Source organism: Nocardioides mangrovicus, from assembly GCF_003674065.1.
Taxonomy (GTDB): Bacteria; Actinomycetota; Actinomycetes; order Propionibacteriales; family Nocardioidaceae; genus Marmoricola; species Marmoricola mangrovicus.
Genome location: NZ_RDBE01000002.1, coordinates 77932 through 101311, shown reverse-complemented (window position 1 = coordinate 101311; position 23380 = coordinate 77932). Strand labels below are relative to the sequence as shown.

Here is a 23380-nt window from a genome sequence, read left to right as displayed (position 1 = left end):
GGCGGCCTAACCAACTGTCACAGAATCGTGCAGCAGCCCCGGTCGACGTCCGCGGTGGGCCCTTGGTTTCGAGACGGTTGCTGCGCAACCTCCTCAACCAGCGCGGGCTCCTCGACCAGCGGGGCTTCTCAACCAGCGGTCGCGGGGCCGGGGGGTGTGAGGTTCTTGCAGTAGGCCAGGGGGAAGCTCGGGACGGCGAGGCGGACGTCGACGCAGCCGCCGGTGCGGGTGGAGGCGACGACCAGCCAGCGGCGCTGCGGGTCGAGCTCGGCGAACCAGCGCACGTGCTGCTGGGCGCCGTCGCGGGTGGTGGCGGTGACGTCGAGGATCAGCCAGTGCGCGTGGCAGGCCACGACGCGGGTGCGCTTGTCGGGCGGCAGGTCGTTGTGCGGGATGACCGTGCGGGTCCAGCGAGGGTCGCACCGGTCGGCGGGCGGGTTGCAGCCCAGCGTGGTGTCGCAGGCGGTGACGCCGTGGCCGGTGGCGTCGGGGCGGTAGAGCACGCCGTTGACGCGCAGGTCGCGACCCTGCAGGTCCAGCGGCGTGGTGAAGGTGCGCGAGAGCTTCCCGCCCTGGCAGGTGGGAGCGAGGTTGCTGGCCACCACCGTCTCGACGTTGACCGCCGTGGTGTCGTAGCCGAGGACGCGCGCCTGCGGCGTGGCCGCGCAGCCGTCGTCGCCGGCCGGCACCTTGACCGTGAAGGTGACCGTGCCCTCGCCGAGCCGGATCCGGGTGACCGTCACCCCGATCGTGTCGGTGTCGGTCCCCGTGCCGGTGCTGTCGGGCCGCTGGGTCCCGGTGTCGGTGTCGGTGTCGGCGTCGCGATGCTCGCGCGAGCCGGTCAGCGAGCAGCCCGCGACCAGCAGCAGGCAGGCGAGCACCAGCGTCCGGACCATGCTTGAGCGTAGGCCGGATAGGTTTCCGGCGTGGAGATGATCTTCGGCCGCGACCGCGGCCCCGTCACCGACGAGGACGTCGCCGAGGCCTATCCCTGGCCCGAGGAGGGCGTGTGGGTGCGCTCGATGATGGTGAGCACCCTCGACGGCGCCGCCGCCGGGCCCGACGGGCTGTCGAACACGATCTCCGGCGACGCCGACCGTCAGGTGTTCGACGCGGTCCGCCGCTTCGCCGACGCGATCCTGGTCGGCGGCGGCACGGTCAAGGCCGAGGGCTACGGGCCGCTGCGAGCCGACCCCGACGACACCGAGCGGCGGCGCGCGCAGGGGCAGCGACCCGCGCCGGTGCTCGCGGTGGTCTCCGGCTCCCTCGACCTGCCGCTGGGCGACGACGGGTTCGCCGGCTCCGAGGAGCGTCCGCTGGTGTTCACCGGCGCCACCCCCGACGCCGACCGGCTGGCCGCGGTCCGCGAGCGGTGCGAGGTGGTGCAGTCCGGGTCCGACAGCGTCGACGACGGCTGGGTGATCGACCAGCTGGTCGAGCGTGGTCTGCGGCGCATCGTGTGCGAGGGCGGCCCCTCGCTGCTGCGTGCCGTGGTGGCCGCCGATCGGCTCGACGAGGCCGACCTGACCCTCTCGCCGACCTTCGCCGGCACCTCGACGACGCCGGACACCGAGGCTCTGCCCGACGTCAGCCGGTTCGAGCTGGCACACCTCCTGACCGCCGACGGGTTCGTGATGGCCCGCTACGTGCGGCGCCGTTGATGATCTCGCTGCGCGAGCTGGCCAGGCTGGTCGCCGAGCACGGCGACGCCCTCGACCGGCCGGTGGCGCCGTTCCTCGGCCTGGCCGGGCCGGCCCTGATGGGCGTCGTCAACCTCTCGCGGGACTCCTGGTACCGCGAGAGCGTCGCCACGACCACCGAGGCCGCGACCCGCCGCGGGCGGGTGCTCGCGGCGCAGGGCGCGCACGTCGTCGATGTCGGCGCCGAGTCGGTGGTCGACGGCGCCGAGCGGGTCGAGGCCGAGGAGCAGAGCCGGCGGCTGGTGCCGGTGATCGAGGAGCTCAGTGCCGACGGCATCGCGGTCTCGGTGGAGAGCTACCACCCCCGCACGGTCGAGAAGGCGCTGGCGGCGGGCGCGCGCGTGCTCAACCTGACCGGCTCGGACCGCGACGAGGAGATGTTCGATCTCGCCGCCGCGCACGGCGCAGCCGTGGTGCTGTGCCACATCGTCGGCGACCACGCCCGCGCCCTGAGCGACCGACCCGTCGCCGACGACCCGGTGCCCGAGATGCTCGAGCAGTTCGAGGCCCGGCTGGCCGTTGCCCGTGCGCGCGGCGTGGAGGACCTCGTCGTCGACCCCGGCATCGGGTTCGGCTTCGGCTGGCTCGCCGACCCGGTGGAGCGGGCCCGCTACCAGGCGCGCTCGCTACTGCACACCTTCCGGCTGCGCACGCTTGGGGTGCCGGTCTGCCACGCCCTGCCCAGCGCGATGGACGTCTTCGGCGAGGAGGTGCGCAGCAGCGAGGGCTACTTCGCGGTGCTGGCCGCTCTCGGCCAGACCGACGTCTACCGCACCCACGAGGTGCCGCGGGTGCGCGCGGTGCTGGAGGCGATGGCCACGTTCAGCGTCGACCCGTGACCACTACACGGGCGCCCACCGTCACCTACCGCTACCTGCGGGTGGCGCTGGTGGTGCTGCCCGTGCTGCTCGGCGCGGCGGTGGTGCTGGAGACGGTGCGCAGCGGCTGCGTGCTGGACTCGATCAGCGCCTACGTCTACACCCCCGCCCAGCACGTCTTCGTCGGCGCGCTCGTGGCGATCGGCGTCTGCCTGGTCGTCATCAAGGGCACCGGCAGCGCCGAGGACGTCCTGCTCAACCTGGCCGGGATGATGGCGCCGCTGGTGGCTCTCGTCCCGACGCCCTACGTGCAGCAGTGCGGGCTGGTCGAGCCGAGTCGCGCGGCCGTGCGCGCGGAGGTGGCCAACGGCTTCTGGTCGCTGGTCGTCGCCGCCCTGGCCGTCGCGGCGGCCGCGGTCGTGGTCGCCGCGCGCACCCGGACGCCGACGCCGACCCCGGTGTTCCGGCTGGGCCGCGCCGTCGGCGTCGGCGTCGCGGTGCTGGCGGTGGTGGTGTTCCTCGCCGACCGCGACCGCTTCGACCGCACCGCGCACTACGCCGCCGCGCTGGTGCTGTTCGGCTGCATCATCGCGGTGGCGCTGATCAAGTCCCACACCTCGCGGCACCGCCGGGTGAACGGCTACTCCACCATCGCGGCGCTCATGCTGCTCACGCTCCCGGCCGGGCTGGTCGCCGGGCTCGTCGCGCACTGGAGCCGCACCGTGCTGGGCGTCGAGGTGGCGCTGATCGCGCTGTTCGTGGCGTTCTGGCTGCTCGAGACCAAGGAGCACTGGCACGACGAGGGAGCAGGCATGACGAGGGAGCTGGCATGACGAAGGAGCAGGCACGTGATCGATGACGAGACCACGATCCTCGCGATCGTCGACCGGTTCTTCGGCGCCTTCGCCAGCGGGCCGGGTCTGGACGAGCGGATGGCCGAGCTGCGCTCGTTGTTCCTGCCCGGCGCCGTGGTGGTGCGCACCTGCGGAGACCTCGCCGTCTACGACGTCGACGGCTTCGTGGAGCCGCGTCACGAGCTGCTGGCCGACGGGTCGTTCGAGGACTTCGCCGAGTGGCCAGTGGCCGGCACGGTGACGGTCTACGGCGACGTCGCGCACTGGTGGGGCGACTACGCCAAGGGCGGGCGCCGTGACGGCGCACCGTTCGAGGGCCGGGGAGTCAAGTCGATCCAGCTGGTGCGCACCGACGCCGGCTGGCGGATCAGCGCCGCCGCCTGGGACGACGAGCGCCCCCACCCTTAGGTGTTCGGTGCGAGCCTGAGCGGATGCCGACCATCAGCCGCACCTTCACCGTCACGCCGCCGCCCGCCGTGGTCATCGACTACCTGCAGGACTTCGCGAACGCCGAGGAATGGGACCCCGGCACCGACTCCTGCCGGCGTATCGACTCCGGCGAGATCGCGGTGGGGAGCAGCTGGCACAACGTCTCGACCATCGCCGGCGTCTCCACCGAGCTCACCTACCGGTTGCAGGAGCTCACGCCCGAGCGCCTGGTGTTCGTGGGCACCAACGACACCGCCACCTCCACCGACACGATCACGGTCCGCCCCCACGGCAGCGGGTCGGAGCTGACCTACGAGGCGGTCATCGAGATGCACGGGGCCGCCAAGCTCGCCTCGCCGATCATCAAGCTGGTCTTCGAGAAGATCGGCAGCGACACCGAGGACGACATGGTGAAGGTGCTCGACGCACTAGCGTGACCGGCATGCATCGGATCAGCGTCCAGTACTCCGGCCCCGCCGACGGCTTCGAGAGCCGCTACACCGAGGGACATGTGCCGCTCGTGCTGGCGCTGCCCGGACTGGCGCGCTTCACCACCAGCCGCACGCGGGCGCTCGGGCCGGGCGAGGTGCCCGACTTCGTGGCCGAGCTGTGGTTCGAGGACGCCGAGACGATGAAGGCGGCCATGCGCAGCCCGGAGATGGCCGCCACCGCGGCCGACGCGGAGGAGCTGCCGGCCGAGGGGTTCGTGATGTTCACCGGTGAGGTCCACGAGCACCGCTGAGGCGTCGTGCGGCTGGGCTGGCCCGGATCCGGGTCAGCCTTCACCGCGCGTTCACCCGCGGCCCCCTGCGCTGCTGGTGCTGCTCTGGGTTGGGTCGTCGCAGACGCCCGCTCCCGTCGGGCGCACCCGCCCCGGAGGAGAGCCCAGCTATGGGTCACGACCACGCCCACCCGCACGACCACCCGCACGACCACAGCCACAGCCATGACCACAGCCACGGCACCGAGCCCGGCCCGGACGGTGGCGACCCCGTCCTGGACCTCTCGATCCCTGACGCCGAGCTCGCCCCGCACCAGCTGGCCCGTCGCGGGTTCCTGACCCGCGCCGGCATCCTCGGCGCCGGACTGGCCGGCGCCAGCGTGCTGCCGGCCGGCGCCGCCCACGCCGACGGCCGCCACGAGCACGGCCACCAGCCGTCGCGCCGGGCGCCGCGCCACGGGTATGCCTGGCTGGCCGGCGACCACCACATCCACACCCAGCAAAGCAGCGACGCGCAGTACCGCGTGGCCGACCACGTCAAGCACGCCTCGGCGTACGGGCTGGACTGGATGGTCATCACCGACCACGGCAGCATCGCCCACGCCAAGATCGGCGTGGAGAAGGTGAACCCCGACATCCGCGCGGCCCGCGAGGAGTACGGCGAGCAGACCCTGGTCTTCCAGGGCCTGGAGTGGAACATCCCGGCCGCCGAGCACGGCACGGTGTTCGTGCACCCCGGCAGCAACGAGGTGGCGGTGCTCAAGGAGTTCGAGAACTCCTTCGACGGCGTCGTCAACAACACGACGGCCAGCTCGACGGCCAACGAGTCGGCGGCACTCAGGGGCCTGGACTTCCTCGCCGCCAGCGTCACCAAGGGCCGGGTGAAGGACGCGATGTTCTTCGCCAACCACCCGGCTCGCAAGGGCATCGACTCCCCGCACGAGATCCGCGGCTGGCGCGACCAGCAGCCGAGGATCGCACTGGGCATGGAGGGTGCGCCCGGCCACCAGGCCGCCGGCATCCCCGCGCCGTACGGTCCGGGCTCCGGGCGCGGCTACTACGACAACTCGCCCAGTGCGAACAGCTTCGCCGGCTACCCGCTGGCCAGCTACGTCACCTACGGCGGCTTCGACTGGATGACCGCCACGGTCGGCGGGCTGTGGGACAGCCTGCTGGCGGAGGGCAAGCCCTGGTGGATCACCGCCAACTCCGACTCCCACCAGGTCTACGCCGACGACTCGGCGCGCCCGGTCGGCCAGGACACGCAGGCCTACTTCGACGCCAACGGCCGCTACGGCGACCCGGTGCACGGAAGCACCGGTCCGAACCTCACCCAGGGTGACTTCTGGCCCGGCTACTACAGCCGCACCCACGTCGGCGCCGAACAGTTCGGCTACGCCGCGGTGATGCAGGGGCTGCGCGCCGGCCGGGTGTGGGTCGACCACGGGTCGCTGCTGGGCTCGCTCGACGTCCGGGTGCGGCCCGCCGGCTCCCGCGACCCGGGCTACCCGCTGGGCAGCGCCGTGCGGTGCCGCCGCGGCCAGCAGCTCGAGCTGGTCGTCTCGATCGTGACCCAGGACCAGCCGAACTGGGCGGAGTTCGTGCCCGCGCTCGCCAAGGTCGACGTCATCCGCGGCACCGTCACCGGCGCCGTGTCGGACAAGGACACCTTCACCACGCCGACCACGAAGGTGGTGAAGACCTTCGACGTCACCGGCCGCCGCGGCCAGATCACGCTGACCTACCCGCTGGGCCGGGCCGACCAGCCGTTCTACCTGCGGGTGCGCGGCAGCGACGGCAAGCGCACCGCCGCCGGCATCAACGGCGCCGGGGTGGACGCCGCCGGCCCGCAGGCCGACGCGCTGGGCAACGCCGACCCGTGGAACGACCTGTGGTTCTACACGAACCCGATCTGGGTGCTCACGTCGTGAGCTCCGGGCTGCTGCGCCTCGCGGGTGGGTTCGCCACCACCCGCGAGGCGGAGCACGCCTACGACGGCAGCGGCGGCGCCTTCGTGGCCACCGTGTTCGACCCGGTGGACCAGGTGGTCATCGTCAGCGCCGAGAACGCCCAGCAGCTGCCCGACCGCGCCCGGCTGTTCGTCTTCCCCGGCCACGAGCAGCTGAGCGGCACACTCGAGGTCGCGGCCCTCCTGGAGCTCCTCGACGAGGTCCGCAGCTTCGACGGCACGGTGCCCGGAGCCCAGGAGCGCGTGGAGACCCAGCGCTTCGTGCGCCCGTTGGTCGAGGCCGGCCGGACGGTGCTGGTGCTCCGGCCCTACGACGACGGCACCGACAGTCCCGACCGCGCCGCGCACGTCCCCTTCGAACAGCCGAACCCGACGCCCTGCTGCGCGAACCACTGAGGCCGGATCGCCCACGTCCGCCGGTGCGCGGTCCCCCGGTCTCTCAGGTTCGAGGAGCAGACTCGGCGACGTGCTCCGTCGGCTGCGACCCGTTGCGGTGGTGCTCGTCACCGCACTGGCGGCGGTGCTGCTGAGCGCCGCCACGGGCGACGGCCACGCGCGCACCGCGGCGGCCGCGGGCGGGGCGAGGCTGCACGTCGTCGCGCTGGGCGACTCGGTGCCGGCGGGCAGCCACTGCGGCTGCACCCCGTTCCCCACGCTCTACGGCCGCGCGCTGGCCTCGCGGCTGCACCGCGGCGTCCACGTCGCCGATGACGCCAAGGGCGGCTGGACCTCGGCCGACGTGCTCGCGGCCCTGCGCGACACCGGCTCCACGCGGGCCCGCGACGTCGCCGCGGCCGACGTCGTCGTCGTCGAGATCGGCGCCAACGACACCTCCGACCAGCACGACGCCGTCACCAGCGGGCAGTGCGACGCCCACCCCGGCGCCGGCGACTGCGTGGCCGACGAGCTGGCCGCGCTGAAGCGGCACCTGGCCGCCATCGACCGGCAGATCGCGGTGCTGCGGGCCGGCCAGCCCACCGTCGTCGCCTACGTCGGCTACTGGAACGTCTTCGAGGACGGCGACGTCGCCTACCAGGCCTACTCCGCGCAGGGCCTGGCCGCCTCGCGCCGGCTGACCCGGCGCGTCAACGGCGTCATCTGGACCCAGGCGCACGCGTCGGCGGCCGCCTACGTCGACCTGGTCGCGCCGTTTCGCCACCACGGTCACGTCTACCTGACCTCGCTGCTCGCCGCCGACGGCAACCACCCCAGCGCAAAGGGGCACCGGCTGATCGCCCGAGTGCTGCTGGGCGACACGCTGCACCGGGTGCGCGCGCTCAGCTGAGCTCCCAGACCCCCGGCGTCCGGGGCGGGGCGAGCAGACCGTCGGTGGTCATCGCGGCACGCTCACGGCGAGCGGTCTGGCGCCAACGCACCTCGCCGTTGACGATCGCGAGGTCCTGCTCGAGCAGCTCCGGCTCCATCCGCTCGTGCAGCGCAGCCAGCAGCGCCTCGGCCTCGCACTCGCCGTCGTGCTCGTCGAGCACGGCCAGGATGTGCGGGCGGAACGAAGCAGCCGGCGTCATCGTCCGCGCCGAGCGTCGCACCACGACCCCCGCGGTCGCCTTCTTGCGCGGCGCGGCGGGCTCTCGCCGTGCGCGCGGCTGCCGGGCCGGCTTCGGCGCGGCGGCCGCGGGCGGCGCGGGCGGGCGGCCGTGGACGCAGGTGGCCAGGGGCAGGTCGCAGTGATCGCACCACTCCTCGCTCACGGGGCCAGCGTACGAGGGCGGGGTGGGTGGTCGGGACGGGTGGTCGGTCGGGTGATCGGTCGGGTGGTCGGTCGGGTGGCCTCGACGCGCTCGCTCGTTCCTCGCGTCGCTGCTCGACCACCACACGACGGGGTTTCGAGACGGTCGCTGCTCGACCACCGGCCGACGTCGCTGGGCGACCACTCAACCGCCGTCGGTGTGCCGACGCCCTACCCTCCCCTCATGCCTCGCGTCCGGTTGCCGTGGCGGGCGACGCCGACCGAGGTGCTGCGCGGGCTGCGGGGTCGTGAGCGGCTGGTGGGCCTGGTCGGGGGCGGGTGGGCCGACGAGGCGCTGGTGGCCTACGCGCCCGACCGGGTGCTCGGGCCCGACGAGGACCCCTTCGACCTCGACGGGCCAGGCTGGTGGATCGGCTCCTGGGGCTACCCGCTGCGCCACCTCCTCGAACAGGTGCCGGCCGGCGCGCCGAACCCGCAGCCGATGCCGGCCGCGGCCATCGCCCGCTACCCCTGGGTGCTGCGTCGCGAGCACGGCACCTGGTACGCCGAGGGCGACGTCGGCGAGCTGCCCGACCCCGCGCCGACGCACGACCAGCCCTACGACCTCACTCCGTTCCGGCCCGACCGGTCGGCGGCCGAGCACCAGGACGCCGTCCGCCGCACGCTCGGCCACATCCACGATGGCGACGTCTTCCAGGTGAACCTCACCACCGCCCTGCGCGCGGAGCTCACCGGAGACCCGCTCGACCTGTTCTGCACCGGCGTCGACCGGCTCGCGCCGGCGCACGCGGCGTACGTCTCGTGGCCCGGCGGCGCCGTGGCGAGCCTGTCGCCGGAGCTGTTCCTGCGTCGGACCGGGGACGAGGTCGTCACCTCCCCGATCAAGGGCACGGCGCCCCGCGGCGCGACCGACGAGGAGGACGCCCGGTTGGCCGCCGATCTCACCGCCTCGGCCAAGGACCGCGCCGAGAACGTGATGATCGTCGACCTGATGCGCAACGACCTGGCCCGGGTCTGCCGGCCGGGCACGGTCCGCGCCGGTGACCTTCGAGCCGAGCCGCACGCGGTCTGGCACCTGGTGGCCGACGTCCACGGCACCCTCGACACCGGCCGCACCGACGCCGACCTGCTGCGAGCCACCTTCCCGCCCGGCTCGGTGACCGGGGCGCCGAAGGTCCGCGCCACGGAGCTGATCGCCGAGCTGGAGCCGTGCGAGCGGCAGGTCTACACGGGCGCCGTCGGGGTGGTCGGACCCGACCGGCTGGAGCTGAACGTCGCGATCCGCACCTTCGAGGTCAGCGCCGGCGCCGTGACGCTGGGGGTGGGCGGCGGCATCGTCGCCGACTCCGACCCGGCCGCCGAGTGGGCCGAGTGCCTGGTCAAGGCGCGGCCGCTGGTCGACGCGGTGGGCGGCGAGCTCGCGGTGCCGACGCCACCCGCACCGATGCACCGGACGACGTCGCGGGCCGAACCGCTCGCGCCGCGGCGGCCGGCGCGCCCGCTCACCGCCCCTGCGCGGGTGCTGTTCGTCGACAACTACGACTCCTTCGTGCACAACCTCGTCGACGACGCCCGTCGGCTCGGCGCCGAGTGCGTCGTCGTGCGCAACGACGAGCCCGATCTTGCCGAGGCCTACCTCGCCGGCGGCTTCACCCACCTCGTGCTCTCCCCCGGCCCCGGCGCCCCGGCCGACGCCGGCGCCTGCGTCGAGCTGGTCCGCCGGCTCGGCGGGCTCACCAGCGTCCTGGGGGTGTGCCTGGGACACCAGGCCATCGTCGAGGCGTACGGCGGCACCGTCGGCCCGGCACCGCGGGTCGTGCACGGCCAGGCCTCCTGGGTGCACCACGACGGCACGGGTCCGTGGGCCGGTCTGCCCGATCCACTGCTGATGGGCCGCTACCACTCGCTGGCGGCCCACGACCTGCCCGCCGACCTGCAGGTCACCGCCACCACCGACGACGGTGTGGTGATGGGTGTGCAGCACCGTCGCCACCGGGTCTGGGGCGTGCAGGGCCATCCGGAGTCGGTGCTCACCGAGCACGGCCCGACGATGCTCCGCAACGTCCTGGCGCTCTGAGCCACCGGAGGTCGTACGGGTCCGTGGTCCTCGAGCGGGCCCAGCCGTCAGGTCCGGCCGTCGGGCCCACTCCTCGTCGAGCACGTCGTCGCGATGGTCGAGCAGCTCTGCGAGCCCTGGCGTGCACGCGCATCGAGACCACCCGACAGGAGCGCCCCGGAAGGAGATCGCCACTGTCCACCTCAGCCTCGACCACCGCAACCACGGACGAACGTCAACACCCGTTGACGTCTGAGAAACGACCCCTACCCAGCCGCGCGGTTGGGGAGGTCGCCCACGACCGTCTCGAAACCCGCCCACGGCCCCACAGGCGGCGGGCGGGTCTCGAGAGGCGCCTCAGTGCTCCTCGACCGAGTGGGAGTCGGTGAGGGTCAGCGCGCCGATGCCGGCGACCAGTGCGACCACGACGGCGAGCACCGCGAACGTCACCCGCTCGCCGTGGAAGAACGAGGCGACCAGGTCGTCGCTCCACCGGCCGACCGGCAGGGTGGCGGTCACCAGCGCGGCGATGAGCGTGCCCACCACGGCGGTGCCGACGCTGGTGCCGACCTCCTGTGCGGTGTCGTTCAGCGCGGCGCCGATCGAGGTCCGGTTGGCCGGCATCGCATCGACCAGCGCCACCGCGCAGATGGTCATGACGGTGCGCAGCCCGATGGTCATGACGACCATGGCGACGGCGATGGCCAGGTAGCCGTGGCTGACGCCCCAGGACATGCCGGCCAACGACCCGGCCAGGAGCACCGCGCCCACCAGGCAGGCCACGCGGTGGCCGAGGCGCTGACCGAGCTGCTCGGAGATCGGCGTGGCCATGATCATCGTGACGATCATCGGCAGGTTGGCCAGACCCGCACGCACCGGGCTCCAGCCGTAGGCGTACTGGAAGTGCAGGATCAGGCTGAACATGATGCCGGCCAGCGCGATCGAGGTGCCGATCTGGGCCACGGCGGCGCCGCGGACGGTGCCGCTGGAGAACAGGCCCAGGTCGAGCATCGGCTCGGGGGTCAGCTGCTCGTGGCGCACGAACGCGATCAGCGCGAGCACGGCACCGACCGCGCAGGCGATCGTCACCGCGGAGTCCCAGCCGTGCTCGACGCCGCTGGTCAGCGTGTAGCAGGCCAGACCGATGGTGGTGATGCTGAGGACGGCGCCGGGGAGGTCGAGCCGGTCGGAGGTGAGGTCCTCGGCGTGGTCGGCCGGGACGCCCAGCCGGACGCCCACCCAGGCGATGAGCGCGATCGGGGCGTTGACCACCAGCAGCCACTCCCAGCGCACGTGGGCCAGGGCGGTGCCGCCGAGCAGCGGGCCGAGGATGAAGCCGCTCATGCCGACGACGATCATCACGGTCATCGCCCGCATCCGCAGCGCCTGGGAGTCGAAGAGCCGGAAGACCAGGGAGTTGGTGATGGGCGCCATCGCGGCGGCGCAGACGCCGAGCGCAGCGCGCAGCGTGATCAGCTCGCCGGCGCTGTCGACGACCACCACGCACAGGCTGATCAGGCCGAACGCCGCCAGCCCCCACTGCAGGACGCGCCGACGCCCGATCCGGTCGGCGGCCGAGCCGGCCGTCAGCAGCAGGCCGCCGAAGGTGAGCGAGTAGGCGCCGGTGACCCACTGCAGGGCGGTGGTGCCGCTGCCCAGGTCGCGGCCGATGGTGGGCAGCGCGATCATCAGCAGCGTGTTGTCGACCATCTCGACGAAGAAGGCCAGGCACATGGCGGCCAACGGGATCCACGCCGCCGACAAGGAGGCGTACGTGCGAGAAACGGGGACGTCGGTGGTCGTGGTCATGGTGACACCTCCAGAGATCGAACGACGTTCGACTACCGAACGACGTTCGATACGATAGAACAACGTTCGATACCGCGCAAGCCGTTCTGCCCAGGAGGAGATCCATGCCACGCCGCCGCGCCTCGCACTCGATGGAGTCGGTGATCACCGAGGCGGTCGCGATCCTCGACGAGGCCGGCAGCGCCGCGCTCACCTTCCGCGCCCTGGCCGGCCGGCTCGGCGGCGGCGTGGCCAGCATCTACTGGTACGTCGACAACAAGGAGGAGCTGCTCGACCGCGCGACCGACCACGTGATCGGCGACGTGCTCGGCGATATCGCCCGACGCGAGGCCACAGAGGACCCGATCGAGGACCTGCGCACCAGCGCCGTCATGCTCTTCGACGCCGTCACCGCCCGGCCGTGGCTGGCCTCCTACCTGCTGCGCAACACCGACCTGCAGCCCAACGCCCTCAGGCTCTACGAGCACCTGGGCCAGCAGGTGATGCGGCTCGACCTGCCACCTCGGGAGACCTTCCACGCCCTGTCGGCGGTCATCGGCTACGTCATCGGCACCGCCGCCGACCTCGGCCAGCAGCCACCGGCCGAGGTGCTCGAGGGGCAGACCACCCGCGAGGAGTACCTGGGCCGCTACGCCGAGCGCTGGCGGGAGTCCGACCCGCAGGACTACCCCTTCCTGCACTACGTCGTCGAGGAGTTCGACGGCCACCAGGACGCCGACCAGTTCAGCGCCGGCCTCGACCTGGTGCTGGCGGGCCTGCGCCTGCAGGCGGATCGCTAGCGAGCGGCGACCAGCCTCGGTCTCGAGACGGTGGTGGCGCACCTCGTTGACCAGCGCGCCTCCCGGCGGCTATGCCGGCAGCACGGTCCCGAAGCCGCTGCGGTGGAAGACCAGCGGGGAGCCGGACGCGTCGTCCTCGGCGTGGGTGACCGTGTGGAGCCGCAGCAGCACCAGCACGTGGTCGCCGGCCTCGACCTCGCGGTAGATCGTGCAGTCGAACCGGGCCAGGCCGTCGTCGAGGGTGATGCCTCCCTCGGGACCCACCGTGTAGTCCACGCCGGCGAACCGGTCCGCGACCGGACCGGCCAGCTGCCGGCACACGACGTCGTGGCGGGCGGCCAGCACGGTGATGCCCAGGTGCTCCGAGCGACGCAGGTCGGGCCAGGTCTTGGAGGTCACCGCCAGGTTGACCGCGACCAGCGGCGGGTCGAGGCTGACCGAGGTGAACGAGCTCGCGGCGAGCCCGATCGGGCGGCCGTCGACCTCCGCGGCCACCGCGACGACGCCGCTGGGGAACACCCCGAACGCCTTGCGCAGCAGGCTGGCGTCGAGGTCCTGGTTGGTGGGCAGCACGCTCATCCGACACCCACCGCGAGCTCGGCCGGGGGGCGGACCACCGCAGGCAGGTCGGCGCCGAGGCGCAACGACTCCAAGAAGAGCACGACGCTGGCGGCTACCGATCGGTGCGAGACGTCGTTGAGCACGTCGTGACGACCGCCCTCGACGGCCCGCACCCGTACGTGGTCGGCGTCGAGGAAGGGCGTCAGGGCGGCGGCGACCGGCGTGACCGGGTCGGCGGTGCCGTGCAGCACCAGCGCGGGCACCGCGACGGCGAGGTCGACCTCGGCCCAGGGCAGCGCGTCGGCGAGCCGGCCGCGCTCGAAGCCGGCGTCGGCGCCGATGACCGAACGGTGCACCGGACAGGCCGAGCGCGCCTCGATCTCGGCCTCCCAGGACTGCGGCGCGTCCGAGTCCGGCACCAGTCCAGGCAGGGCCAGGCCGGCGAGCACCACGGCGTCCACGCCCGCGACACCCGAGAGCAGCGCGGCCAGGGTGGCGCCGCTGTCGGCGCCCACCAGCACCTTCGGCGAGGGCAGCGACTCGTCGGCCAGCACCGCCTCGATCTGCGCGCGGGTGGCGTCGAGGTCGGCCAGGTCGACGGGGACCAGGCGCACCTTGTAGGCGTCGCCGGAGAGCCGGCGGCCGAAGCGCTCGTAGGCGACGACCGTCTCGCCGCGGCCCGGCAGCACGATGAGCGTGCCGCGGGCGGTGGCGCCGGCGGGCTCGTCCCAGGTGGCGATGGAGGTCGTCATCGGGTTGCTCCTTCGACGGTGGTGGGAGCGGGCGCCCAGCTGGAGGTGCACCAGTGGACGGCGCCGGTGCTCGGGTCGTAGGAGCGGCGCGGCAGCGTGCCGATGTCGGCGCCGTAGACGTGGAGGCCGACGACCGGGTGGTCGCCGCCGCAGCGGACCTGGTGCACGTCGTCGTCGGTGGTGCAGCAGATGGTCACCTGCCCGGCCGACCACTCCTCGGTGCCCAGCGCCAGCAGGGGTACGTCGGGCTCGGCGGGCTTGGCGAAGCGGGTCTCCACCTCGACGCCGGAGTGGATGCCCACCACGCCCCAGGTCTCGTGCCCGTGCACCGGGGTGCCCTGACCGACGTCCCACACGGCGCTGGCGATCGAGAACGAGCCGTCCTCGGCCACGTGCAGCGGATACATCACGTAGCGCTCCGGGTCGGGCCGGGTGGCCCACGCGGGCAGGTCGATCCCCTCGGCCAGGGCGGCGCTGAGCGCGTCGCGTACGGCTGTGGTGACGGCGACCTCGTCGGCGCTCTCGCGCACGATGGCCTCGAGGCTGTCGGTGAGGCGGGCGAGCTGGGTCATGCGGTCTCCTTCAACGAGGCGGCGTGGGCGGCGACGCGGTCGCGCAGGCCGGGAACGGCCAACGAGCGGGCCAGGGCGGCCAGGGCGGCGTCGGGGTCGACGGCGCGGGCCGAGCGGGCGGCACCGAGCAGGGCAGGACGGGCGGCGGGGTCGGTGCGAGCCCAGTCGCGCAGCACCCGCTCGAGCCGGTCGGGCGTGCCGGTGACCAGGCCGCCGGCCTCGGTGGCCGGCACGCGGCGCCCGCCGCAGAGCGCGGGTCCGCCGGTCAGAGCGGCCAGTCGTGCGGTGCCCAGCACCACGCCGAACCGCGAGCCCGGGAAGGCGAACGTGGCACCCGGCGCGGCGAGGCGGTGGTCGCAGGCGGCCACCAGGTCGGCGCCGGCGCCCACCGCGACCCCCTCGACGACGGCGACGGTGAGGAAGGGGGCGGCGGCCACCCGCTCGAGCAGCAGACCCAGCCGCAGGAACCGCAGCGCCAGCGAGGCGTCGGACTCGGTAGCGAGCTCGGAGAGGTCGAACCCGGCGGCGAAGTGGCGCTCGTTGCCGCGCAGCACCACCGCGACGGGCCGGACCGACTCGGCCTCGGCCAGGGCGTCGCGCAGCGCCTCGACCAGCCCGGCGGACAACGCGTTGGCCCGCTCGGGGCGGTCGAGGGTGAGCGTCCAGACCTCGCCCCGCTCGACGCGCAGGCTCACGCGACACCCCACTCGGCGTAGACGTCGGCGTCGGCGCCCAGGCGTGGGGCACCGCGGTCCAGGCGGGCGTCCTGGCCCTCGATGCGGGCCGGGAAGACGACGGTGGGGGTGGGCCCGGCGACCGGTACGTCCACGGTGCCGACCAGTCCGGTGGCCTCGACGTGGGCGTCGTCGAGGATCTCGCCGAAGGTGTTGACCGGCCCGCAGGGCACTCCGCGGGCGCGCAGCTCGGTGAGCCAGTGGTCGCGCTTCTCCCGGCCGAACCGCTCCTGCAGCAGCGCCTGCAGCTCGTGCTGGTGGGCCACGCGGTCGAGCTGGGCGACGAAGCGCGGGTCGGCGACCAGCTCGGGTCGGCCGACCACCTCGGCCACCGCCGCCCAGAGCCGGTCGTTGCCGGCGGCCACGGTGAAGTCGGCGTCGGCGGCCGAGAACCCCTGGTACGGGGCGTTGCGCGGGTGGGCGGTGCCCAGCCGCTGCGGCTCGCACCCAGATCCCCAGTACTCGCTGGTCTGCAGGGCCGAGATGCCGAGCAGGCAGTCGAGCATCGGGCAGTCCACGCGCACCGACGTGCCGCTCCCGCGCACCTGCGGCAGCAGCGCCGCCACGGTGTACGCGGCGTAGAGGCCGGCGGCGAAGTCACCGACCGGCACCCCGGCCTTCACCGGTCCGCCGTCGGGTTCGCCGGTGACGCTCATCAGCCCCGACATGGCCTGGATGACCACGTCGTAGGCGCCGTGGTCGGCGTAGGGGCTGGTCAGCCCGTAGCCCGAGATCGAGCAGTAGACCAGCCCGCGGTGGCCCTCGCGCACCGACTCATAACCCAGGCCCAGCCGGTCGAGCACGCCCGGTCGGTAGTTCTCCACGACGATGTCGGCCGCGGCCACGAGCCCATGCACCCGCGCCAGGTCGTCGGCGTCCTTGAGGTCGGCCACCACCGAGCGCTTGTTGCGGTTCACCGAGGCGAAGTTGTGGCTGAACCGCTCCTCGCCGTCGTCGGCGAAGGGTGGCCAGGCTCGCATCTGGTCGCCGGCCGGCGGCTCGACCTTGACGACGTCGGCGCCGAGGTCGGCGAGCAGCATGCCGGCGAACGGGCCGGCGGCGACGTGGGCGAGCTCGACGACGCGGACCCCGTGGAGAGGTCGCATCCTCAGCCGGCCACGCTCGCGGCCGGGGTGCGCCGGGTCGCGGCGCGGTGGGCCAGCTCCTGGCGCACCAGCGGCAGCAGGTCGCGGCCGTAGTCGATGGCGTCCTGCAGCGGGTCGTAGCCGCGGATCAGCACCGTGTCGACGCCGATCTCGACGTAGTCCAGGATCGCCGCGGCCACCGTCTCGGGCGAGCCGACCAGTGCGGTGGAGTTGCCGCCGCCGCCCACCGCCTTCGTGGTGGGGGTCCACAGGCAGCGGTCGTGCAGCTCGCCCTTGTCGGCCACGGCGAGCAGCCGCTGCGAGCCGGCGTTCTCGGGGGCCTTGCCCTCGGGGTGCAGCCGGCTGTGCCGGTCCTTGAACTGCTGGCCCACGGCGCCGTTGATCGTGTCGAGGATGCCGTGGGCGCGCTCCCAGGCCTCGGCGTCGGTGCGGCCCAGCACGGGGCGGAACGAGACCGAGACCCGCGGCCGCTGCGCACGGCCGGCAGCACCGGCCTGCTCGGCGATGGTGTCGATCTGGCCGCTGGTCTCGGCCAGCGGCTCGCCCCAGAGCATGTAGGTGTCGGCGTGCTTGGCGCCCACGACGTACGCCGCCGGCGAGCTGCCGCCGAAGAACAGCTCGAGGTGCCGGTCCTGGTAGGGGAACACCTGCGGGGTCGCGCCCTCGAAGCGGTAGTAGGAGCCCTCGAAGTCACGCGGCCCCGTGGTGTCCCAGGCCGAGCGGAGGATCTGCAGGTACTCGTCGGTGCGGGCGTAGCGCTCGTCGTGGGGCACGTAGTCGCCCTCGCGGCGCTGCTCGGCGTTCGTGCTGCCGGTGACGATGTTGAGCGCCACGCGGCCGTGGCTGAACTGGTCGAGGGTGGTGAAGGTGCGCGCGGCCAGCGTCGGGTGCACGACGCCGGGACGGTGCGCCACCAACAGCCCGAGGCGCTCGGTGTGCGCCGCCGCGAAGGCCGCCACCTGGGTGCCCTCGGCCCAGCCGGAGCCGTAGCCGATGAGCACGCGGTCGAAGCCGCCCTCCTCGTGGGCGCGGGCGAAGCGGGCGGTGTACTCGGGGTCGATCACGGGTCCGCTGGCGGGGCGGATCTCCGAGGCATCGGCGGTGCCGATCATGCCGAGGATCTCGACGTCGTCGTAGCTCATGGGTGGCTCTCCTTCGTAGGTGGTCGGGTCAGGCCGGCTGGGTCGACTGGGTCGACTGGGGCTGGGTCGGCTGGGTCGGCTGGGTCGGCTGGGCCGGCTGGTCCCAGCGGCCGGCGACGTAGCAGGCGGCGGTACGGGTGGGTCCGAGCGGCAGGACGTCCGGCTGCACGCGGCAGGCGTCGTGGGCGAAGCGGCACCGCGCGGCGAAGACGCAGCCGCCGTCGGCGGTCCAGGCCGCGCGCTCGTCGTCCACCGGCACGCATACGTCGTCGGGCCGCAGCCGGTGGTGCCGCGTGACGCTGGGGGCCGAGGCGGTCAGCAGCGCGGTGTAGGGGTGGGCCGGACTCTCGAGCACCTCGCGGATCGGGCCCTGCTCCACCAGCCGGCTGCGGTAGAAGACCGCCACCCGGTCGGCGATGCCGGCCAGCGAGGACAGGTCGTGGGCGATGATCACCACCGCGAGGTCGAGGTCGCGGCGCAGCCGGTCGAGCAGGTTGAGCACCAGGTTGCGGTTGGAGACGTCCAGGGCGCTGACCGGCTCGTCGCACAGCAGCAGGTCGGGGCGGGTCACGATCGCGCGGGCCAGCGCCACGCGCTGTCGCTGGCCGCCGGAGAGCTGCCCCGGCCGGCGCCGTAGGACGGCGCCGGGCTCCAGGCCCACCTCCTGCAGCGCCTCGTCGACGCGCTGCGAGCGATCGGCCGCCGACAGCCCGCCGGCGATGTCGAGCGGCTCGGCCACCAGGGCGGCCACGTCGAGGTCGGGGTCGAGCGAGCGCAGCGAGTCCTGGAAGACCAGCTGCACCCGGCCGCGACGCCGGAAGTCGCGCAGGGCGCGACCTCGCAGCGAGCCCAGGTCGGTGCCGTCGAACTCGATGGTGCCGCGCGCGGGGCTCACCAGGCCGACGGTGGCGCGAGCCAGCGTGGTCTTGCCCGAGCCGGTCTCGCCGACGATGCCGACGATCTCGCCGCGGCGCACCTCGAGCTCCGCGCCGTCGAGCGCGGCTCCGGTGCCCAGGTGCGTACCCCGGCGGGGCGCGGCGTAGCTGACGGCGAGATCGGTGATGCGCAGCAGCGGCGCGGTGTCGGTGGTAGCGGGGCTCGTCGTAACGCTCATGCCGGCACCGCCACCTTCACGCACCGGGCGGCACGCTGGTCCCCCAGCTCGACCACGGGCACCGGCGCGGCCGTGCACTCCGCGGCGGCCAGCGGGCAGCGCGGCGCGAAGCGGCACCCGGGCAGCTCCTCGCCGGGCGCCGGCGGCTGGCCCGCGATGGTCTCCAGCGTGCGGCGCGACCAGTCGCCGATCGAGGCCACCCGCATCAACGCCTGCGTGTAGGGGTGCTGCGGGTCGTTGAGCACCTGCTCGGTGGGGCCGCTCTCGACGATCTCACCGCCGTACATCACCAGCACCCGGTCGCAGCTCTCGGCCACCACGGCCAGGTCGTGGGTCACCAGCAGCAGGCTCAGCCGGTGGCTGCGGCGCAACCGGCCGACCAGGTCGAGGATCTCGGCCTGCACCACGGTGTCGAGCGCGGTGGTGGCCTCGTCGGCGATGAGGAGGTCGGGGTTCAGCGAGACGGCGATGGCGATGAGGACGCGCTGCAACATGCCGCCGGAGAGCTGGAAGGGGTACTGGTGGTAGACGGTGGCGGCGTCGTGGATGCCCACCTCGAGCAGCAGCTCGAGGGTGCGGGTGCGGGCCTCGGCGCGGGCCAGGCCGCCGCGCACGCGCAGCTGCTCGTCGACCTGGTGGCCGATGGTCAGCGAGGGGTTGAGGTAGGAGGCGGGGTCCTGGAACACCGCCGCCAGCCGCGTGCCCCGCACCTGGTTCCAGGTACGCCGCCCGGCACCGGTGAGCTCGACCGCGGTCGGGCCCTCGCCGAGCTCTACTCGCCCGGCCTCGACCCGCACCCCGCCGGGCAGCAGCCCGAGCACGGCGCGGCAGGTCAGCGTCTTGCCCGAGCCGGACTCCCCGACCAGGCCGACCGACTCGCCGGGGGCGATGTCGAAGGAGACGTCGCGCACGGCGGTCTGCCCGTGGGCGACGCTCACGCGCAGGTCGGTGACGCCCAGGGTCGACCCGGTGGTCTCAGGCTGCGGCACGGCCGGCCTCCTCGTCGCGATCGGGGGCCGGGTCGGCGCCGCCGAGCAGGCCGAAGGGCGCTCGGGGGCGGCCCGGCAGGGCTCGCGCCGCGAGGCCGCGGCGACGCCGGACCTCGCCGGTGCTCGCCTCGCGGATGCAGTCGGCCAGGATGTTGAGGGAGCCGACGGTGAGCATCATCAGCACGCCCGGGAAGAGCGGCGCCCAGGCCTGCTGCTGCAAGAAGCCGAGGTCGGCCGACAACATGCCGCCCCACGTGGGCGTGGGCGGGATGATGCCCAGCCCGAGGAAGGCGAGCGCGGCCACCACCAGCAGCGCCGAGCCCATCGCCTGCGCCGAGGCGACCGCGATGTTGGGCACCACCTTCGACCAGACGTGGGTCCGCAGCACCCACAGCCGCGAGGCGCCCATCAGCTCGGCGGACTCGACGTACTGGGTGCGCCGCAGGCCCAGCGCAACGGCGCGGGTGATGCGGAAGAACACCGGGCTGGTGAGCACGCCGACGGCGCCCATGGCCTGGTGCAGGCCGTTGCCCAGGGTGCCCGCCACCGCGATCGCGAAGACCGTGAAGGGCAGGATCATCAGCGTCTCGGAGGCCCGCAGCGCGAGCCACTCGCCCAGCCGGCCGGCCCATACCGAGGCCAGGCCCGTGGGCACGCCGAGCACGAGCCCGATGAGCACCGCCTCGAGCGCGCCCACCACCGAGAGCCGGGTGCCGGCCAGCAGCCGGCTGAGCACGTCGCGGCCCACGTAGTCGGTGCCGAGCAGGTGGTGGCCGCTGGGGCCGGCGAGCACGTCGCCGAACTGGTGCAGCGGGTCGTAGGGGGCCAGCTGGCCGCCCAGCACGGCGAGCAGCGCGACCACCGCGAGGATGCCCAGGGCCACCCGGGCGGCGGGGATGCGGACGAGGTTGCGCAGCAGTCTCATGCTCGGCTCCCCGAGGCGGCGCCGCGCCGGGCGGCGGGGTCGAGCAGCACCTGCGCCGCGTTGATCACCAGGCTGCCGGCCAGCACCAGCACGGCGGTGATCAGCAGCGTCCCGAGCACCACCGGCACGTCGCCGCGCTGGGCGGACTGCAGCGCCAGCTGGGCGATGCCGGGCAGGTTGAACAGCTTCTCGGTCATCACCGCGCCGCCGACGATGAGGGGCAGCGCCATGCCGATGACCGCAAGGGTGGGGGCCACGGCGTTGCGCAGCACGTGGCCGAACAGCACGCGTCGGCGCGAGTAGCCGCGCATCTGGGCGCCCACCGCGTAGTTCTCCTCCAACGCGGCGACCAGCGTCGTGCGCAGCTGACGGGCGATGTTGGCCGCCACCTCCAGGCTCAGCGCCAGGGCGGGCAGGATCGAGAACCGCAGCCACTGCACCGGGTCGCTGCCGAACGACACGTAGCCGCCGGCCGGCAGCAGCCGGGCCTTCACCGAGAGCAGCACGATCAGGCCGATGCCGATGACGAAGGGGGGCAGCGTGGCCAGCACCGAGCAGACGACGGTGACCGCGCGGTCGAAGAGCCCGCCGGCGCGCACCGCCGCCCCGATGCCGGCCGCCGTGCCGATGCCGACGGCCAGCACCAGCGCCAGCGCCGCGATCGACAGGTCCACCGGCAGCGCCTGCCGCACCGAGCTCGAGACCGGCACCGTGGTGAACCAGGAGCGACCGAGGTCGCCGTGCAGCGCGTCGCCCAGCCAGGCCAGGTAGCGCGGCACCAGCGGCCGGTCGAGACCGAACTGGTGGTTCAGCGTGGCGATGTCCTTCGCGGTGGCGGTCTCCCCCAGCACCGCCGCGGCCGGGTTGCTCTTGCTCAGCGCGCCGAGACCGAAGGTGATGACCGAGGCCAGGAACAGCACCACCCCGGTGGTGAGCACCAGCCGGCCCAGCGGGGCGGCCGCTGCGAGCAGCCGACCCGACGCGGGCCGCGCCGGCGACCGCGTGAGCGCGGGTGAGGTGGTGGCGGTCGCCATCAAGCGGAGATCCCCTCGAAGCGTCGCAGGCTCGGGTGCTGCTTGAGGGCCGTGACCCTCTTCCGGCGGGCGATCACGAACGGCGCCTCGTAGAGGAAGGTGTTCGGGTAGGTCGTGACCGCGGTCTTCGTCGCGGCCTGCAGCAGCGCCGGGTAGGACGGGTCGTCGGTGGGCGTCGCCTTCACCTTGGCGATCTGGGCCTGCAGGCTCTCGTCGTCCTGGCGGGCCGGGTTCATCAGGCCGGTGCTGCTGAAGAGCACCTGGAAGGCCTGCACCGGCGACTCGCGGCCGGCGAACCCGTCGTAGCCCAGCGCCTTGGAGTGGTTGAGGTACACGACCTGGGTCCAGGTGCTGGCCGGGATGGTCTCGATCGTCAGGTCGATGCCGATGGCCTTGAGCTGGGCCTGGATCTGCTCCACCGCCGGCGCGGCCGGCGCCGGCACGGTGAAGGTGCCCTTGACGCCGCCCGAGAGGCCGGCGTCGGCGAGGATCTTCTTCGCCTTGGCGGGGTCGTAGGAGTAGAGGTTCTCCAGCTCCTCGTTGTAGCCGACGTAGCCCTTCGGGAACGGCTGGTAGCAGACGTCGCCGACGCCGAAGTTGGAGACCTTCTTGATCGTCTCGCGGTCGATGCCGTACTTCATGGCCTCCACCACGGCCGGCTTGTCGAAGGGCGCCATCGAGGCGTTCACGTCGAGCACGCTGACGAAGGTGGAGTCGAGCACCTGCACCTCGAGGCCGGCCGCCTTGGCCGCCTTGATGTCCGAGGCCGGGATCCGCACGATGTTGTACTGCCCCGACGTGGCCGAGGCGACCGCCGTGGTCGGGTCGGGCTGCGGGTAGAGCTTGAAGCTGCCCACCTCGATCTGGTCGGCGAGGTGGAAGTGCGGGTTCTTCTTCAGCTCGGCGTGGTCGTTCTGCACGTACGAGGTGAGCGAGAACGGCCCGGAGCCGGCGGGCTTGGTGGCCAGCGCGTCGGCGTCCTTCTCGAACGCCTTCGGGTTGACCACCATGCCGGTCTTGCCGGCGAAGAGCAGCGGGTACTGGTAGTTGGTGCCGCTGAGCTGCACGACGACGTCGAGGTCCCCGTCGGCGGTGACCTTGGTGATGTCGGTCATCTGGGGTGCGATGAGCGAGCCGGTCTGTGTGCGGCCGCGGTCGATGGACTTCGCCACGGCGGCGGCGTCCAGCGCCGAGCCGTCGGAGAAGGTCAGCCCCTTGCGCAGCGTGAAAGTGACCTGGTCGCCCTTGTCGTTGTAGGCCCACTTCTCGGCCAGCCAGCCGACGGCGTTGCCGGAGTCGTCGAGGGCGGTGAGCGCGTCGTAGGTCAGCGCCAGCATCTGCACGTCGGAGCCGGCCGAGGAGGTCACCGGGTCCCAGGTGGTGGGCAGCTGCCAGGCCCAGGTGATGGTGCCGGCGCCGCCTCCGCCGCCGAAGCTGGGGTCGGCACCGCCGGTGCCGCAGGCCTCCAGCACGAAGAGGGCGCCGGCCCCGAGCCCGATCCCGAGCAGGTGGCGGCGGGAGAGGGCGACGGGACGGGCGGAGTCCGAACGCTGGGTCCAGATGGGCGCGCTGGGCATGGTGGGGCCTCGGTCTTCTCGAGCGGGTGGG

At 73.4% G+C, this 23380-nt stretch carries 25 protein-coding genes; 11 read left to right on the top strand and 14 right to left on the bottom strand.

What is annotated here, in order from left to right:
* Positions 1-128 precede the first annotated feature (128 nt).
* Complete coding sequence (locus tag D9V37_RS05020; RefSeq protein WP_121805067.1) at positions 129-896, bottom strand: hypothetical protein; 768 nt, start codon at positions 894-896, stop codon at positions 129-131.
* A 36-nt stretch (positions 897-932) separates the two neighbouring features.
* Between D9V37_RS05020 and D9V37_RS05015 the strand changes: the two genes are divergently transcribed.
* From D9V37_RS05015 to D9V37_RS04975, 9 genes are all read left to right on the top strand, one after another.
* Complete coding sequence (locus tag D9V37_RS05015; protein WP_232524751.1) at positions 933-1661, top strand: dihydrofolate reductase family protein; 729 nt, start codon at positions 933-935, stop codon at positions 1659-1661.
* A complete protein-coding gene (locus tag D9V37_RS05010) occupies positions 1661-2539 on the top strand; it encodes a dihydropteroate synthase (protein ID WP_121805065.1) in 879 nt (292 codons plus the stop codon). Before D9V37_RS05015 ends, D9V37_RS05010 begins: the two co-directional genes overlap by 1 nt.
* Complete coding sequence (locus D9V37_RS05005; RefSeq protein WP_121805064.1) at positions 2536-3351, top strand: hypothetical protein; 816 nt, start codon at positions 2536-2538, stop codon at positions 3349-3351. Before D9V37_RS05010 ends, D9V37_RS05005 begins: the two co-directional genes overlap by 4 nt.
* A 15-nt stretch (positions 3352-3366) precedes the next feature.
* Entirely contained in the window at positions 3367-3780 is a 414-nt protein-coding gene (locus D9V37_RS05000) for a nuclear transport factor 2 family protein (protein ID WP_121805063.1), read from the top strand.
* Positions 3781-3803: 23 nt separating this feature from the next.
* Positions 3804-4238, top strand: a complete 435-nt coding sequence (locus D9V37_RS04995; protein ID WP_121805062.1) for an SRPBCC family protein — start codon at positions 3804-3806, stop codon at positions 4236-4238.
* Between the two features lie 5 nt (positions 4239-4243).
* Positions 4244-4543: an EthD family reductase gene (locus D9V37_RS04990; RefSeq protein ID WP_147455871.1), complete on the top strand. Its 300-nt coding sequence runs from the start codon at positions 4244-4246 to the stop codon at positions 4541-4543.
* A gap of 149 nt (positions 4544-4692) precedes the next feature.
* Positions 4693-6453 (top strand): PHP domain-containing protein, encoded by a 1761-nt coding sequence (locus D9V37_RS04985; protein ID WP_121805060.1) that lies wholly within the window; start codon positions 4693-4695, stop codon positions 6451-6453.
* Positions 6450-6887: a hypothetical protein gene (locus D9V37_RS04980; RefSeq protein ID WP_121805059.1), complete on the top strand. Its 438-nt coding sequence runs from the start codon at positions 6450-6452 to the stop codon at positions 6885-6887. The genes D9V37_RS04985 and D9V37_RS04980 overlap by 4 nt, the downstream gene beginning before the upstream one ends.
* 70 nt (positions 6888-6957) lie before the next feature.
* Positions 6958-7776, top strand: coding sequence for an SGNH/GDSL hydrolase family protein (locus D9V37_RS04975; protein ID WP_121805058.1), 819 nt, complete (start codon positions 6958-6960; stop codon positions 7774-7776).
* On the opposite strand, the gene D9V37_RS04970 is transcribed toward D9V37_RS04975, so the two are convergent.
* A complete protein-coding gene (locus D9V37_RS04970) occupies positions 7769-8200 on the bottom strand; it encodes a hypothetical protein (RefSeq protein ID WP_121805057.1) in 432 nt (143 codons plus the stop codon). The genes D9V37_RS04975 and D9V37_RS04970 overlap by 8 nt on opposite strands.
* Positions 8201-8422: 222 nt before the next feature.
* Here D9V37_RS04970 and D9V37_RS04965 point away from each other — a divergent pair, with 222 nt between their 5' ends.
* The gene (locus tag D9V37_RS04965; protein WP_121805056.1) at positions 8423-10276 is read left to right on the top strand and encodes a chorismate-binding protein; all 1854 of its coding nucleotides are present in this window, start codon (positions 8423-8425) and stop codon (positions 10274-10276) included.
* 336 nt (positions 10277-10612) lie between these two features.
* On the opposite strand, the gene D9V37_RS04960 is transcribed toward D9V37_RS04965, so the two are convergent.
* Complete coding sequence (locus D9V37_RS04960) at positions 10613-12064, bottom strand: MFS transporter (protein WP_121805055.1); 1452 nt, start codon at positions 12062-12064, stop codon at positions 10613-10615.
* A 104-nt stretch (positions 12065-12168) separates the two neighbouring features.
* Here D9V37_RS04960 and D9V37_RS04955 point away from each other — a divergent pair, with 104 nt between their 5' ends.
* Positions 12169-12843, top strand: a complete 675-nt coding sequence (locus tag D9V37_RS04955; RefSeq protein ID WP_198412382.1) for a TetR/AcrR family transcriptional regulator — start codon at positions 12169-12171, stop codon at positions 12841-12843.
* 69 nt (positions 12844-12912) lie between these two features.
* On the opposite strand, the gene D9V37_RS04950 is transcribed toward D9V37_RS04955, so the two are convergent.
* Genes D9V37_RS04950 through D9V37_RS04900 form a run of 11 tightly spaced genes read right to left on the bottom strand, consistent with a single transcriptional unit; the run spans position 12913 to position 23349 of the window.
* Positions 12913-13422, bottom strand: coding sequence for a flavin reductase family protein (locus D9V37_RS04950; protein ID WP_121805053.1), 510 nt, complete (start codon positions 13420-13422; stop codon positions 12913-12915).
* Positions 13419-14156: an alpha/beta hydrolase gene (locus tag D9V37_RS04945; RefSeq protein WP_121805052.1), complete on the bottom strand. Its 738-nt coding sequence runs from the start codon at positions 14154-14156 to the stop codon at positions 13419-13421. Before D9V37_RS04945 ends, D9V37_RS04950 begins: the two co-directional genes overlap by 4 nt.
* The gene (locus D9V37_RS04940) at positions 14153-14728 is read right to left on the bottom strand and encodes a cysteine dioxygenase family protein (RefSeq protein WP_121805051.1); all 576 of its coding nucleotides are present in this window, start codon (positions 14726-14728) and stop codon (positions 14153-14155) included. The genes D9V37_RS04945 and D9V37_RS04940 overlap by 4 nt, the downstream gene beginning before the upstream one ends.
* Positions 14725-15423 (bottom strand): enoyl-CoA hydratase/isomerase family protein, encoded by a 699-nt coding sequence (locus D9V37_RS04935; protein ID WP_198412381.1) that lies wholly within the window; start codon positions 15421-15423, stop codon positions 14725-14727. The genes D9V37_RS04940 and D9V37_RS04935 overlap by 4 nt, the downstream gene beginning before the upstream one ends.
* The gene (locus D9V37_RS04930; protein WP_121805049.1) at positions 15420-16568 is read right to left on the bottom strand and encodes a CaiB/BaiF CoA transferase family protein; all 1149 of its coding nucleotides are present in this window, start codon (positions 16566-16568) and stop codon (positions 15420-15422) included. Before D9V37_RS04930 ends, D9V37_RS04935 begins: the two co-directional genes overlap by 4 nt.
* Before the next feature lie 2 nt (positions 16569-16570).
* Positions 16571-17710, bottom strand: a complete 1140-nt coding sequence (locus tag D9V37_RS04925) for an LLM class flavin-dependent oxidoreductase (protein WP_121805048.1) — start codon at positions 17708-17710, stop codon at positions 16571-16573.
* Positions 17711-17738: 28 nt separating this feature from the next.
* A complete protein-coding gene (locus tag D9V37_RS04920) occupies positions 17739-18824 on the bottom strand; it encodes an ABC transporter ATP-binding protein (RefSeq protein WP_121805047.1) in 1086 nt (361 codons plus the stop codon).
* Positions 18821-19813 (bottom strand): ABC transporter ATP-binding protein, encoded by a 993-nt coding sequence (locus tag D9V37_RS04915; protein ID WP_198412380.1) that lies wholly within the window; start codon positions 19811-19813, stop codon positions 18821-18823. Before D9V37_RS04915 ends, D9V37_RS04920 begins: the two co-directional genes overlap by 4 nt.
* A complete protein-coding gene (locus tag D9V37_RS04910) occupies positions 19800-20738 on the bottom strand; it encodes an ABC transporter permease (RefSeq protein ID WP_121805045.1) in 939 nt (312 codons plus the stop codon). Before D9V37_RS04910 ends, D9V37_RS04915 begins: the two co-directional genes overlap by 14 nt.
* Positions 20735-21772, bottom strand: a complete 1038-nt coding sequence (locus D9V37_RS04905; RefSeq protein WP_121805044.1) for an ABC transporter permease — start codon at positions 21770-21772, stop codon at positions 20735-20737. Before D9V37_RS04905 ends, D9V37_RS04910 begins: the two co-directional genes overlap by 4 nt.
* Complete coding sequence (locus D9V37_RS04900; protein WP_121805043.1) at positions 21772-23349, bottom strand: ABC transporter substrate-binding protein; 1578 nt, start codon at positions 23347-23349, stop codon at positions 21772-21774. The genes D9V37_RS04905 and D9V37_RS04900 overlap by 1 nt, the downstream gene beginning before the upstream one ends.
* Positions 23350-23380 lie beyond the last annotated feature (31 nt).

Excerpts from the sequence above, each read along its gene's own strand:
- D9V37_RS05020 (WP_121805067.1), bottom strand. The coding sequence starts at position 896 with ATGGTCCGGACGCTGGTGCTCGCCTGCCTGCTGCTGGTCGCGGGCTGC.
- D9V37_RS05015 (WP_232524751.1), top strand. The coding sequence starts at position 933 with ATGATCTTCGGCCGCGACCGCGGCCCCGTCACCGACGAGGACGTCGCC.
- D9V37_RS05010 (WP_121805065.1), top strand. The coding sequence starts at position 1,661 with ATGATCTCGCTGCGCGAGCTGGCCAGGCTGGTCGCCGAGCACGGCGAC.
- D9V37_RS04995 (WP_121805062.1), top strand. The coding sequence starts at position 3,804 with ATGCCGACCATCAGCCGCACCTTCACCGTCACGCCGCCGCCCGCCGTG.
- D9V37_RS04990 (WP_147455871.1), top strand. The coding sequence starts at position 4,244 with ATGCATCGGATCAGCGTCCAGTACTCCGGCCCCGCCGACGGCTTCGAG.
- D9V37_RS04985 (WP_121805060.1), top strand. The coding sequence starts at position 4,693 with ATGGGTCACGACCACGCCCACCCGCACGACCACCCGCACGACCACAGC.
- D9V37_RS04965 (WP_121805056.1), top strand. The coding sequence starts at position 8,423 with ATGCCTCGCGTCCGGTTGCCGTGGCGGGCGACGCCGACCGAGGTGCTG.
- D9V37_RS04960 (WP_121805055.1), bottom strand. The coding sequence starts at position 12,064 with ATGACCACGACCACCGACGTCCCCGTTTCTCGCACGTACGCCTCCTTG.
- D9V37_RS04955 (WP_198412382.1), top strand. The coding sequence starts at position 12,169 with ATGCCACGCCGCCGCGCCTCGCACTCGATGGAGTCGGTGATCACCGAG.
- D9V37_RS04950 (WP_121805053.1), bottom strand. The coding sequence starts at position 13,422 with ATGAGCGTGCTGCCCACCAACCAGGACCTCGACGCCAGCCTGCTGCGC.
- D9V37_RS04945 (WP_121805052.1), bottom strand. The coding sequence starts at position 14,156 with ATGACGACCTCCATCGCCACCTGGGACGAGCCCGCCGGCGCCACCGCC.
- D9V37_RS04940 (WP_121805051.1), bottom strand. The coding sequence starts at position 14,728 with ATGACCCAGCTCGCCCGCCTCACCGACAGCCTCGAGGCCATCGTGCGC.
- D9V37_RS04930 (WP_121805049.1), bottom strand. The coding sequence starts at position 16,568 with ATGCGACCTCTCCACGGGGTCCGCGTCGTCGAGCTCGCCCACGTCGCC.
- D9V37_RS04925 (WP_121805048.1), bottom strand. The coding sequence starts at position 17,710 with ATGAGCTACGACGACGTCGAGATCCTCGGCATGATCGGCACCGCCGAT.
- D9V37_RS04920 (WP_121805047.1), bottom strand. The coding sequence starts at position 18,824 with ATGAGCGTTACGACGAGCCCCGCTACCACCGACACCGCGCCGCTGCTG.
- D9V37_RS04910 (WP_121805045.1), bottom strand. The coding sequence starts at position 20,738 with ATGAGACTGCTGCGCAACCTCGTCCGCATCCCCGCCGCCCGGGTGGCC.
- D9V37_RS04905 (WP_121805044.1), bottom strand. The coding sequence starts at position 21,772 with ATGGCGACCGCCACCACCTCACCCGCGCTCACGCGGTCGCCGGCGCGG.
- D9V37_RS04900 (WP_121805043.1), bottom strand. The coding sequence starts at position 23,349 with ATGCCCAGCGCGCCCATCTGGACCCAGCGTTCGGACTCCGCCCGTCCC.